Annotated in this window: 10 protein-coding genes and 1 tRNA gene; 3 read left to right on the top strand and 8 right to left on the bottom strand. The window is 67.2% G+C overall.

Annotated elements, in window-relative coordinates:
• Nucleotides 1-148: 148 nt before the first annotated feature.
• From guaD to ACQE2J_RS16050, 8 genes are all read right to left on the bottom strand, one after another.
• On the bottom strand, nucleotides 149-1,432 hold the full coding sequence (guaD, locus tag ACQE2J_RS16015; RefSeq protein ID WP_135537358.1) for a guanine deaminase: 1,284 nt from the start codon (nucleotides 1,430-1,432) through the stop codon (nucleotides 149-151).
• A gap of 114 nt (nucleotides 1,433-1,546) precedes the next feature.
• Nucleotides 1,547-2,332 (bottom strand): xanthine dehydrogenase accessory protein XdhC, encoded by a 786-nt coding sequence (gene xdhC / locus ACQE2J_RS16020; RefSeq protein WP_426936591.1) that lies wholly within the window; start codon nucleotides 2,330-2,332, stop codon nucleotides 1,547-1,549.
• Nucleotides 2,329-4,707 (bottom strand): xanthine dehydrogenase molybdopterin binding subunit, encoded by a 2,379-nt coding sequence (gene xdhB, locus ACQE2J_RS16025; protein WP_426936592.1) that lies wholly within the window; start codon nucleotides 4,705-4,707, stop codon nucleotides 2,329-2,331. The genes xdhC and xdhB overlap by 4 nt, the downstream gene beginning before the upstream one ends.
• Nucleotides 4,707-6,212, bottom strand: coding sequence for a xanthine dehydrogenase small subunit (locus tag ACQE2J_RS16030; RefSeq protein ID WP_426936593.1), 1,506 nt, complete (start codon nucleotides 6,210-6,212; stop codon nucleotides 4,707-4,709). Before ACQE2J_RS16030 ends, xdhB begins: the two co-directional genes overlap by 1 nt.
• A 209-nt stretch (nucleotides 6,213-6,421) precedes the next feature.
• A complete protein-coding gene (locus ACQE2J_RS16035; RefSeq protein ID WP_426936594.1) occupies nucleotides 6,422-7,897 on the bottom strand; it encodes an NCS2 family permease in 1,476 nt (491 codons plus the stop codon).
• A 287-nt stretch (nucleotides 7,898-8,184) separates the two neighbouring features.
• Nucleotides 8,185-8,275 (bottom strand) — tRNA-Ser (locus ACQE2J_RS16040).
• 88 nt (nucleotides 8,276-8,363) lie between these two features.
• Nucleotides 8,364-8,795 (bottom strand): nucleoside deaminase, encoded by a 432-nt coding sequence (locus ACQE2J_RS16045; RefSeq protein ID WP_426936595.1) that lies wholly within the window; start codon nucleotides 8,793-8,795, stop codon nucleotides 8,364-8,366.
• Nucleotides 8,796-8,839: 44 nt separating this feature from the next.
• Nucleotides 8,840-9,388 (bottom strand): tRNA adenosine deaminase-associated protein, encoded by a 549-nt coding sequence (locus tag ACQE2J_RS16050; RefSeq protein WP_426936596.1) that lies wholly within the window; start codon nucleotides 9,386-9,388, stop codon nucleotides 8,840-8,842.
• Between the two features lie 72 nt (nucleotides 9,389-9,460).
• Between ACQE2J_RS16050 and upp the strand changes: the two genes are divergently transcribed.
• The 3 genes from upp (at nucleotide 9,461) to ACQE2J_RS16065 (ending at nucleotide 12,289) form a co-directional block, all read left to right on the top strand.
• Nucleotides 9,461-10,099, top strand: coding sequence for a uracil phosphoribosyltransferase (upp, locus tag ACQE2J_RS16055; protein ID WP_426936597.1), 639 nt, complete (start codon nucleotides 9,461-9,463; stop codon nucleotides 10,097-10,099).
• 327 nt (nucleotides 10,100-10,426) lie between these two features.
• A complete protein-coding gene (locus tag ACQE2J_RS16060) occupies nucleotides 10,427-11,245 on the top strand; it encodes a winged helix-turn-helix domain-containing protein (protein WP_135537364.1) in 819 nt (272 codons plus the stop codon).
• A 102-nt stretch (nucleotides 11,246-11,347) separates the two neighbouring features.
• Nucleotides 11,348-12,289, top strand: coding sequence for an endonuclease/exonuclease/phosphatase family protein (locus ACQE2J_RS16065; protein WP_426936598.1), 942 nt, complete (start codon nucleotides 11,348-11,350; stop codon nucleotides 12,287-12,289).
• The last annotated feature ends 46 nt before the right edge of the window (nucleotides 12,290-12,335 follow it).

Below are 12,335 nucleotides of genomic sequence, written 5' to 3' on the forward strand. Positions count from 1 at the left end.
TCCGTATTGCGGAAGTTCATTTCCATTCAGTGAAATAAGCATAGGCAGTTGGCGAAGCCCGCGTCAAGACCCCTCCCCAAAACAACCCGACGGCGGCCCAGCAACTTGGCGCGAGGTTGCTGGGCCGCCGTCGGGTAGTAAGGGAGGGTCAGTTTTTGGTGGGGTGGCCGTCGATCCAGACTTCGGCGATGTCAGCGGGAGTGCCCATGGCAAAGATCGTCGCCAAGGCGTCTCCGTCGTCGGCGGCATGCCGGATGCCGACGTCGAGGGGCTCGCCGGCGGCCGGGCGGACGAGCACGGCGTCGAAGCGCTTGCCTACGGACAGATCCCCGACTTCGTCGAGTTCGAGCGCCTCGGCGCCGGCCGCCGTGGCCAGGTGCAGCAGGTGCGCGGAGTTCAGTGCCACTCCCCCGGACGGGTCGAGCTGCTGCATGAAGTACGACTGCACCCCTTCCTTGAGCAGGTTGAATCCGGTGCCTGCACCCACATCGGATCCCAAGGCGACCCGGACTCCGGCGTCGAGGTGGCGGCGCAGGGGGAAGAAGCCGCTGGCCAGCGCCGAGTTCGACGTCGGGCAGTGTGCAGCGACGGCCCCGACCTCGGCCATGCGCTCGAGCTCCCGGTCCTGCGGGTGGACATTGTGGGCGAGCACGGTGCGCCGCCCGAGCAGTCCCGCCCGGTCGTAGGTGTCGAGGTAGTCCCGCGATTCGGGGTGGATCGCCGCCACCCCGGAGACCTCGTCGAGGTTCTCGTTGAGGTGCGAGGTCACCCAGATGCCGGGATTGTCGGTCACGAGCTGACCGCCCGCGGCGAGGAGTTCGGGACCGGCGGAGAACGAGAACCGTGGGGTCACCGCATAGCGCAGCCGCCCCTTCCCGTGCCAGGCGTCGATGAGCGCCTGCCCTTCGGCCACCGATCGGTCGACGTCGGTGAGCAGGGACTCCGGCAGATTCCGGTCGCTGGTGACCAGGCCCGATGTCACCCGCAGTCCGGCCCGCGCGGCGGCAGAGAAGAAGATGTCCATGGCCCCGGCGAAGTGCGAACCGAAGACCATCGCCGAGGTGGTCCCCGCCGCGATCAGTCCCGTGAGGAACTCTCCGGCCACGGCTTCCGCGTAGGCGGGCTCACCGAGTCTCGCCTCTTCGGGCAGGGCGCACTGGTCGAGCCATTCGAGCAGGGGCTTGCCGAGATGACCGATGGCGCGGACCTGCGGCAGGTGGACGTGGGTGTCGATGAGCCCCGGCAGCAGCACGCCGTCTCGCAGGTCGACGACCTCTGCGTCGGGGTGGGCATTCCGGGCGGCGGCGAAGTCGGTGCGGGCGGTGATGAGCCCGTCGTCGACGACGAGGGCGATGTCGGTCTCGGAGCGCAGCTGCCCTCCGGTGAAGGGGTTGTCAGGCGTGTCGAAGACGCGCGCACGATAGATGACCACGATGGTTCTCCTTGAGTCAGGGGGTGGAAGACTGTTTGAGTCAGGGGTGGAAGACAGTGTCGGTCGGCTGCGACGGAGCACAGACGCAGAAGGCGCCCTCAGCTCCTGCCGGCCTCAGCCGATGCGGCCGAGCAGCTCGGCGGCGACGCTCACGGCGATCGTCGCCGGTGCCTTGCCCGGCAGTTCGGGCAGTCCGATGGGGCAGCGGATGGTGTCGACGACCTCGGGCGCGAAGCCCTCGGCGGTGAGGTTCTTGCGGAAGCGCTGCCACTTCGCGCCCGAACCGATGAGTCCGACGGAGCCGAGGTCGCCGCGGGCCAGCGCGGCCGCGCACAGGTGCAGGTCCTCGGCATGGTCGTGGGTCATGATGACCACGTGCGATCCGGCCGGCAGCGTGGTGAGCACTTCCTCCCCGACGACGGCGAACTCGCGGCGCAGCCGCGCCACCGGTGCCTCGAGGGAATCGAGAGCCTCCAACTGCTCGGGCCGCGAATCGGACACGACGAGGTCGATGTCGTGACGGGCGAGGATGCGGGTGAGTTCGAGTCCGATGTTGCCGATGCCGAAGATCCCTACCGAGGCGGGCACGGGCAGCGGTTCGAGCAGCACCGTGACCTCCCCGCCGCAGCATTGCCTGCCGTACTTGGCCGGGGCCTTGTCGTTGAGCCGCAGGGTGAGCATCTCCGGGGCGCGCTGATCCTCGGCGAGCAGTTCGCGGGCACGGGTGAGGGCCGTCATCTCGAGATTGCCGCCGCCGATGGTCCCGAACAGGTCATCGGCGGTGACGATCATCTTCGCTCCCGCCTCGCGTGGGGCGTGCCCGCGCACGGTGGCGAGAGTGACGAGGACGGCCGGCACCCGAGCTCCGCGAAGCTCGGCTGCGGTGTCCATCCAGGTCATGACGGAACTCGTTGTCCTTCCGTCGCCGAGGCGGCCGCCCTCGATTCCTCGGCGCGGACGTCCTCGATCGCCCAGAACACCGCTTCAGGGGTGGCCGGGGAGGCCAGTTCCACGCCGCGTCCGGGTCCGCCGAAGGCGCGCACCGCTTCGCGCAGGGCTTCACGCACGGAGAAGGCGAGCATGAGCGGGGGTTCGCCCACGGCCTTCGAACCGTAGACCGCTCCCTCTTCATGGGCTTTGTCCAGCAGGGAGACGTTGAAGACCTCCGGCGCCTCGGAGAAGCTCGGGATCTTGTACGTGCTCGCCGCCTGGGTGGCCAAGCGCCCTCGGCTGGGCCGGTCGGATTCGTCCCAGCGCAGGTCCTCCAGGGTCAGCCAGCCGGCCCCCTGGACGAAGCCGCCTTCGATCTGTCCGAGGTCGATGAGCGGGGACAGAGAATCCCCGACATCGTGGACGATGTCGACGCGGCGCAGCGTGTACGAACCGTCGAAGCGATTGACCTCGACCTCGGAGACCGCGGCTCCGTAGGCGAAGTACTTGAAGGGTTCGCCGCGCATCTGGCTGAGGTTCCAGTGCAGGCCCTCGGTCCGGTAGAAACCGGAGGCCGAGAGCTGGATGCGCTGGAAGTACGCGGTGTTGATGAGCTCTTCCCAGGTCACGGTCTTCGGCGAGGACAGTGCGGAGACGATTCCGCGAGAGATGTCCACCTCATGGGCGGGAGCGCCGAGGATGCCCGCGGCGACCTGCCGCAGCCGATCGAGGATCTGATCGCAGGCGTTCTTCACCGCCCCGCCATTGAGGTCGGAGCCCGAGCTCGCCGCCGTCGCGGAGGTATTGGGCACCTTGTCCGTGCGGGTCGGCGCCAGGCGCACCGTCGACAGCGGCACCCCGAGGGTGGTGGCCGCGACCTGCAGCATCTTCTGATGCAGTCCCTGCCCCATCTCGGTGCCGCCGTGGGTGACGAGGACGGATCCGTCCTTGTACACGAGCACGAGCGCACCGCCCTGGTTGAACGCGGTGAGGTTGAACGAGATTCCGAACTTCACCGGGGTGATCGCCAGTCCGCGCTTGATGTGGTCGCTGCCGGCGTTGAAGGCCTCGATCTCGAGTTCGCGGGCCTCGAGTTCGGATTCGTCGATGAGCTGGTCCCAGCAGGCTTCGATCCGCTCGGGATGACGAACCGGCTGATAGTAGGGAGTGTCCTGCCCCTGCGCGTAGAAGTTCCGCCGCCGCAGCTCCCGGGCACTGAGCCCGAGCTGCGGGGCGACCCGGCCGAGGATGTCCTCGAGCACGAGCATGCCCTGGGGTCCGCCGAAACCGCGGAAAGCAGTCTGCGAGGTCTTGTTGCACTTCGCGATGCGACCGGTGACGCGGATGTTCGGCACCCAGTAGGCGTTGTCGATATGGCACATCGCGCGGGTGAGCACGGGTTCGGACAGGTCGAGGCTCCAGCCGCCGTCGGCGGTCAGGCTCGCGTCGAGGGCGAGGATCTTGCCGTCTTCGGTGAACCCGATCTTCCACGAAGAGTGGAATCCGTGCCGTTTTCCGGTCATCGTGATGTCCAGCGTCCGGTTGAGGCGCAGCCGCACCGGCCTTCCCGTGAGGGTGGCCCCGAGAGCGGCGAGCGCGGCATAGCCGTGCGGCTGCATCTCCTTGCCGCCGAAGCCGCCGCCCATGCGCAGGCACTGCACGGTGACTTCGTGGGCGGGGATGCCGAGGACGTGGGAGATGATGTCCTGCGTCTCGGTCGGGTGCTGGGTCGAGGACTGGACGAAGATCTGTCCGTTCTCGTCGACGTGGGCCAGGCAGGCCTGCGTCTCGAGGTAGAAGTGCTCCTGCCCGGCGAATTCGAATTCGCCTTCGAAGACGTGCGCGGCGTCGGCGAAGGCCGCGTCGACCTCGCCCTTGTCGATGTGCAGCGGCTGTCCGTGGTAGCTCTCCGCGGCGATGGCATCACGGACGGTCACCAGCGAGGGCAGTTCGTCGACCTCGGCGGTCACGGCGGCCGCGCCTTCGCGTGCGGCGTCGAGATCGTCGGCGAGCACCCAGGCCAGCGGCTGACCGAAGAACATGATCTCGTCGGTCGGCAGCATCGGCTCATCGTGTTTGACGCCTTGGTCGTTGACTCCCGGAATGTCCGCGGCGGTGATGACCCGAACGACTCCGGGCACCGCATAGGCGGGCTCGACGTCGAGGGAGAGCAGCCGCGCATGCGCGGTCGTCGACTGCACAGGGTAGGCGTGGAGGACTCCGGTCAGCCGACCGACGAGGTCGTCGGTGTAGAGAGCGGAGCCGGTGACATGTCCGAAGGCGCTTTCATGGTGGTGGCGTTCGCCGACGACCGGGTCGGCGGGGCGCTGGGAGAGCTGGCTCATCACTGGACCTCCTGGCTGGTCACTGCCGTGTTTCCGAGCTGTTCGGCATAGAAGCGTTCGAGTGAGGACCGCAGCATCGCGGTGCGGTACTTCGCGCTCGCGCGGTGGTCGTCCATCGGTGTGCCCTCTGCGGTGAGGGTCTCGGTCGCCGCGTGCACGGTCTCGAGGTTCCACGGCCGGCCCTCGAGCATGGCTTCGGTGGCTCGCGCCCGCAGCGGGGTGGCCGCGACTCCGCCGAGCCCGATCCGGGCCTTGGCGATCTGCCCCTGACGCACATCGACGGCGTAGCCGATGGCAACCGAGGAGATGTCGTCGAAGCGACGCTTGGCGATCTTCTGGAACGAGGTCAGCGGCGACAGCGGCAGCGGGATGCGGACGGCGGTGATGAGCTCGTCTGCTTCCCGCACTGTCTGCCGGTAGCCGGTGAAGTAATCGGCCAGGGCCACGCTCCGGTCTCCGCGCACCGAGGTGAGCACGAGTTCGGCGTCGAGGGCGAGCAGCGCCGGCGGGGTGTCGCCGATCGGCGAACCGGTGCCGAGGTTGCCGCCGATCGTCGCCGCATTGCGGATGAGGCGGGAGGCGAACTGCGGGAACAGCTTGCCCAGCAGCGGAATGTCGCCGGCGAGTTCGCGTTCGAGTTCGGACAGGGTGTGGGCCGCGCCGAGTTCGATGTGGTCGGCGCTGCGGCGGATGCCGCGCATCTCGTCGAGCCGGTCGACGGCGAGGACGTTCTCGGCTCGTGCACCTTTGATGTTGACCTCGACGCCCCAGTCGGTGGCCCCGGCCACGACGGTGGTGTCGGGTTCGCTGCTGAGGATCTCGACCGCCTCGGCGAGGGTGGCAGGACGGCGGTAGCGGCCGATCCTGCCGGTCGCGGTGTCGGCGCGCTGATAGTCGGTGGCCACGGCCGCGGGGGCCGGCTGTTCGCGGCGGGCGGCGAGCGCATCGTCAGCGCTCGGCTGCCCGAGGGCGAAGGCGGCGTCGCGGATGGGGCGGTATCCGGTGCAGCGGCAGAGGTTGCCCGACAGAGAGTGGAGGTCGAATCCGTTGGGTCCGCAGTGGTGCTCGGCCTCGGCGGCGTCAGCGTCTGCGGCGTCTGCGGCGCGCTCGGGACGGTAGTATTCGGCGGCCATCGAGGAGACGAAGCCAGGGGTGCAGTATCCGCACTGGGATCCGCCGCGTACGGCCATCTCCTCTTGGACGGGGTGGACGGTCTTGCCGTCGACGAGTCCTTCGGCGGTGACGACCTCACCTCCGTCGAGGGCGGCGGCCGGCAGCAGGCACGAGTTCACCGAGGTCCAGCGAGTGGTGCCCTCGGCGTCGGGGCGGGCGATCATGATCGCGCAGGCCCCGCATTCGCCTTCCGCGCAGCCTTCCTTGGCCGCGGTCAGGCCGTGGCCCCGGAGGAAGTCCAGGGCATTGGTGTGTGGTGGTCCGTCGAATTCGCGGGTCTCTCCGTTGACCGAGACCTCAGCGATCGAGCGGTCTGTCGTCGTCGCAGACATCGCACTTTCCTCCTGCGCCTCGTCACTGAGACGCACCGTGCATGGTTGGAGCGGTTGCTATGTTCTTCGAGACTTCTGGTTATCCATGCGAACAGCAGTGAAGAACATCGTCGTGTCGCCAGCGGCAGGTCTCGCCGCCCACGGCGATGTTCGTCATTCTCCGTGGGCGATCTGCCCTTTCGGCCAGGCTGTGATCTGACTCATCGTGCTCATCCTCCCAAGATAGCCGAAATCGGGCCGCGAACGAAGTACAGGACGAATCCGGCTGAGACGACCCACAGCAGCCAGTGGACATCACGACCGCGCTTGCTCATGGCGTGGATGAGCGCCCAGGAGATGAATCCGACGCCGATGCCGTTGGCGATCGAGTACGTCAGCGGCATCGTGACCATGGTGAGGAAGACCGGCAGCGAGGTGCGGAAATCACTCATGTCGATCTCGCGGATCTGGGTGACCATCATGGCTCCGACGACGACGAGCGCTGCGGCTCCGGCCTCCATCGGGATGACGGCGATGAGCGGGGAGAAGAACATCGACAGCAGGAACAGCACTCCGGTGATGCAGGCAGCGAGCCCTGTCCTCGCACCTTCGGCGATGCCGGCAGCGGCGTCGACGAAAACGGTGTTCGACGACGCAGAGGCTCCACCTCCGGCGACGGCGCCGAGGCCCTCGACGACGAAGGCTCCGCGGATGCGGGGGAACATTCCGTCCGAGGTCTGCAGGCCGGCGCTGCGAGCCAGTCCGGTCATGGTGCCCATAGCGTCGAAGAAGTTCGTGAACACGAGAGTGAACACGAGCATCGTGGCGGCGAGGACGCCGACATGCTGGAAGCCGCCGATGAGGTCGAAGGACCCGACGAGACTGAAGTCGGGGGCGGCGACGACCTGCTTGGGGAACTCCGGAGCCGCGAGATTCCAGCCCAGCGGATCCGGGTCCACCGGGTCACCGACGGTGCCGAGCTTCGCGAACGCCTGGATGACGATCGCGAGGATCGTCGCCACGACGATGCCGATGAGGATACCGCCCGGGACGTTGCGCGCCACGAGGATGCCGATGAGGATCAGCGCCACGACGAAGACGAGCGTCGGCAGTGAGGCGATGGACCCGTCCTGACCCAGCTGGACCGGCGGACCCGACGGGGTGCGGGTGACGAATCCGGAGTTGACGAAGCCGATGAAGGCGATGAAGAGCCCGATGCCGACGGTGATGGCCACCTTGAGGGCATGCGGGACGGCGTTGAAGATCGCCGTGCGGATGCCCGTGGCCCCCAGAATGACGATGATGACACCGTTGATGACCACGAGCCCCATCGCATCGGCCCAGGTGACTTCCTGGACCACGGAGACTGCGAGGAAGCTGTTCATGCCCAGGCCCGCTGCGAGTGCGAACGGCAGCCGGGCCACGACGCCGAAGAGGATCGTGATGACACCGGCGACGAGGCCGGTCACCGCGGTCAGCTGAGCGAAGTCGAGGCTGCCGCCGGCGACGTCCTCGGAACCGCCGAGGATGAGCGGGTTGAGCACAACGATGTAGGCCATCGCGACGAAGGCGACGAGGCCTCCGCGGATCTCCTGTCTGATCGTCGAGCCGCGAGCTGTGATTTCGAAGAACTTGTCGAGCGGGCCGGGACTTCCGGTGCTCTCGGGGGCAGTTGTCGTATTCCGCCCTTGGTCTTTGTCAGCCATTTTCATGGACCACCTCAGGTTGTTCGATTTGGTCAGTCGCCGACATCATTGTCGCCGACCCTGCGCCTTGAACGTGCGCAATGAAGCAGACAAGCCATCGGTCCGGGACCGAAGCCGGGATTTCCACATCCTGGAAAGCTTTTTCTATTTCATCGAGCCAGTCTGGCCGCTCGACCATCGTGTGTCAATCATCACATTTCCCGCTGTCTCGGCGCGAGCCCGCCTCCGACCCGGCCGCGAACAGACGAAAAACCCCTGACCGGACGGAGCCGGTCAGGGGTTCCACATGGCGGTGGCGGTGGGATTTGAACCCACGGTAGGGGGTTGCCCTACACGACATTTCGAGTGTCGCACCTTCGGCCGCTCGGACACGCCACCGCCGACAACTGTACAGCGGTGCACTTTCCGCGGCCAAATCGAGTCAGCGTGAGGTGGGCCACGTCAGCGCGGACCCTTTGGGAGCCGGTCATCGCCGAGCTGAGAAGAACTCCCGCAGCAGGTCCGCGCTCTCCTCCGCCCGCACCCCGGACCTCACCGTCGGATGGTGGAGCGCGGCACGGTCGCGCAGCAGATCCCAGACCGAACCGACGGCGCCGGCCTTGTCGTCGAAGGCACCGAAGACGACCCGGGAGATGCGGGACCCGACGAGGGCGCCGGCGCACATCGCGCACGGTTCCAAGGTGACGACGAGCGTGGCGTCGTCGAGGCGCCAGCGACCGGTGATCGTCGCGGCCTCGGCGATGGCCATGAGTTCGGCATGGCCGAGCGGATCGGCGTCGACTTCGCGGCGGTTGTGACCGCGCCCGATGACACTGCCGGCCCGGTCGAGGACGACGGCCCCGACAGGAACGTCGTCATGAGCGGGCGCCCGCGCCGCCTCGGCGAGGGCGAGTCCCATCCATTCGAACAGCTGCGCCTCGTCCGCGTCTGGGGAAGCCGGGTTCAGCGTGCGGCCTCGAGCTGGTCGGCGAAGCCGACGGTCTCACCGACGTGGGCGACGACGCGAGCCGGGTCGGAACGGTACGCCTCGACCTGCTCGATGAGGGTCGGGGCAGACACTCCCCGATCGGCGTAGATGTCGGCGTCCCCTCCCCATTCGGCGTCGGGGTCGAGCTCGAGCATCTCGACCTCGTCTTCCTCGTCCTCATCCTCGGCGGCCTCATCCACGTCGATGCCGAAGTCCTCTTCGGGCTCGGCCTCATAGGCGTCGGGCCGGGAGTCGAGGAAGTCGGCGAAGATCTCTGCGAACGGGCTCGCCTCGACGGCGACGAGATCGGAGAGGAAGACCTTGACCTCGTTGTCCGCGCACAGGCGCACGAGGCCGAACCATTCGTCTTCGTGTTCGATGACGGCCACGGCCTCGCCGTCATCACCTGCTGCTCCGCGCATCGTGTCGACGAGATCGTCGAGGTCGGAGGCATCGCGGACGTCGACATCGAGGGCACGGTAGCCATCGCCGGAATCGGTCAGGATCTCAGTGAAGTACGACATGCCTCCATTGTGAACGCTTCGCCGCGTGTTGACCACTGCCGGGAGCACCGAGTTCTCCCCTACCATTTGGGTATGCATCTTCACGTAGCCGATCACCCGCTCATCGCCCATAAGCTCACTGCCCTGCGCGATCGGAACGCGGACTCCGCCCGCTTCCGCCAGCTCACCGAAGAGCTCGTCATGCTGCTGGCCTACGAGGCGACTCGGTCGGTGGCGGTCGAAGACAAGGAGATCTCGACCCCCGTGTCGACATTCACCGGCACCCGCATCGCCGAGCCCCGACCCATCGTCGTGCCGATCCTGCGCGCCGGCCTGGGCATGCTCGACGGAATGCTGCGCATCCTGCCCACCGCCGAGGTGGGCTTCCTCGGCATGGTCCGCGATGAGACGACGTTCGAGCCCAGTGCCTATGCCGATCGGCTGCCCGACGACCTCACGGGTCGGCAGATCTTCGTCGTCGACCCGATGCTCGCCACCGGCGGCACCCTGGCCATGGCGATCGATTTCCTCCTCGCCCGCGGTGCTCGCGATGTCACCGCCGTGTGTCTCGTCTCCGCCCCCGAGGGGGTGCGCCGCATCGAAGCCGATTACAGAGATGCCGCGGAAGTGAAGATCTACACGGCCGCGCTCGATGAGAAGCTCAACGAGAAGGGCTACATCATCCCCGGCCTCGGCGATGCCGGGGACCGGATGTACGGAATCGTCGACTGACCCCACACGTAGGCAATGTCGGCTGACTCCCCGCGGGCGAAGGAGCCCGCCGATGACGGGTTCGACGGGCCGCCTCGGCGAGCGTTTCGTCATAAACCGTCACAGTCGTCTCATTTTCGGCCGTTGCATTGCAGCGCCAGCGCAATGTGACAAATAATGAAGCCATGACTTCAGTGATCGAACTACAGCGAATGCCTGCGGCAGCCATGTGCATGCCCTGCGTTCGTGGTCGGTGATCGCCCTCCCGCTGTCCGGCCCCGAACGAGTAGACGCAAGCAGCGGACTCATTCAGTCATCTCGATCCGATGATCGGAGCAAAGGACAGTCATGCCGAATCCAGAACCCGCCTACGTCCACCCACGCAGTGCCGTGGCCACTCGACGTGCAGGAGCCAGGTTGAGCGCAGTCGACCCGCAGAACCCCCCGCACACCTATGGGCCGGCCGGGGTCGTTCCCTCCCCGAAGGCCGCTCGCGGAATCATCGTCTACATCGGACTCGACGAGTCCAAGGCCGCCGCCGACGGCACGAACCTCTCGGCCATCGCCGGTGAGCTGCAGGCCTATGCGAAGGAACTGGCCAGCCAGGCCGAGACCCAGGCCGTCATCGCCTTGGCCCCGGAGGGCCGCGGCAGCGACATCGACGCCGTCCGGGCCGTGGCCACCGGCTCCCCGGCCGCCACCGGCGCCCCGGCCGCCACACACGGCCCCGTGCGCTCGCGGATTCCCAACCGCATCCACCCGCCGACGCTGCGGGACGAGACTGCGCCGGCGGCTCCCGCACCGCGCGGTTTCGGAGGCCGTGCCGGAGACGCCTACACGCATGCCGCATCCGAACGTCTGCGCATCGACATCCCCCGCCGGGAGGTCCGCGTCGACGGTGACCTCGTCGATGTCACGACGAAGGAATTCGACCTGCTCGCCACCCTCGTCACGCATGCGGATGAGACCCTGCCGCGCGAAGACCTCATCAGCGCCGTGTGGTCCGGCGGCGAAGTCCCCGACGAACGCACCGTGGACGTCCACATCCGGCGACTGCGGCGCCGCCTCGGCGAATATGCCTCGGTGGTGCGCACCATGCGGGGTTCGGGCTACCGATACGACACCCACCCGGATGTCACGGTGTGGAGTGCCACCGCGCGTCACTGACGCGGTGGCGGCAGCGTCCGCACCGGGCCCGAGCCGACTGTGAGACGCATCGCACCACCCACCCAGCCTGGGGCCAGACTTCCCGGTTAAGATCGTTGATCGATGAACCAGGCATATTCTTCACCGCGCAGACGGCACAGTCCCGCGAAGGGCATCACCGCATTGATCTTCGGGATCCTCTATGCGGCGTTCCTGCTTCTCCACGAACTGCTGCCGACGCGAATGGGCATCGCTCTCGTCGTCGAATCGGTGCTGCCGTGGACGGGGATCCTCCTCGCACTCGTGCTGCTGATGTTCCTCATCCGGTTCTCGTGGCTGTCGGCCATCGGGTTCCTCGTGCCGACGCTGGTGTGGACGGGAATGTTCGGTCCGGCGCTGCTGCCCAATGAGGACTCCGGTGAGGCGGATCTGACCGTGGCCACCCACAATGTGGGTGCCCGGATGCCTCAGCCCACGGCGGCGGCACAGAATATCGTCGATCACGACCCGGACATCGTCACGATCCAAGAGCTCGAATCCCTGTCGGGCAAGATCATCCACAAAGAGCTCGACTCCTCATTCGCCCACGCACAGGTCCTCGACACCGTCGGCGTGTGGTCGAAGTGGCCGATGTCCGAACCCGAAGAGGTCGACCTGGGTCTGCAGTGGCCGCGTGCGTTCGCCACAACGGTCTCGACCGACCACGGCGACATCCGCTTCTATGCTGTGCACATGCCCTCGGTGCGGCCGGGACACGAATCGATGCGCAATGCCGCACTGCGTCGTCTGGCCACGACCGTCGAGACCGACGACGCCGAGCATGTCATCGTCGCCGGTGACTTCAACACGGCATCGACGGACAACAATCTCAAGAGCCTGGTTCCCCCGCTCGAAGACTCCCGCGTACAGGCCCGCGGCGGATTCGGCTTCACCTGGCCCGCCCGGTTCCCCGTGACCCGGCTCGACCACGTCCTCTACCGCGGCTTCGCTGCCACCTCGGACGAGGTGCTCGAACGCGGGTCGAGCGATCACCGCGCCGTCCTGGCCGGGCTCGACCTCAAGTAGTCTGCGGGGTCGCGCGCTTCCGTTCGAGCGCGCGCTTGTGTGCGGG

This window comes from Brevibacterium sp. LE-L, assembly GCF_050214925.1.
Lineage (GTDB): Bacteria > Actinomycetota > Actinomycetes > Actinomycetales > Brevibacteriaceae > Brevibacterium.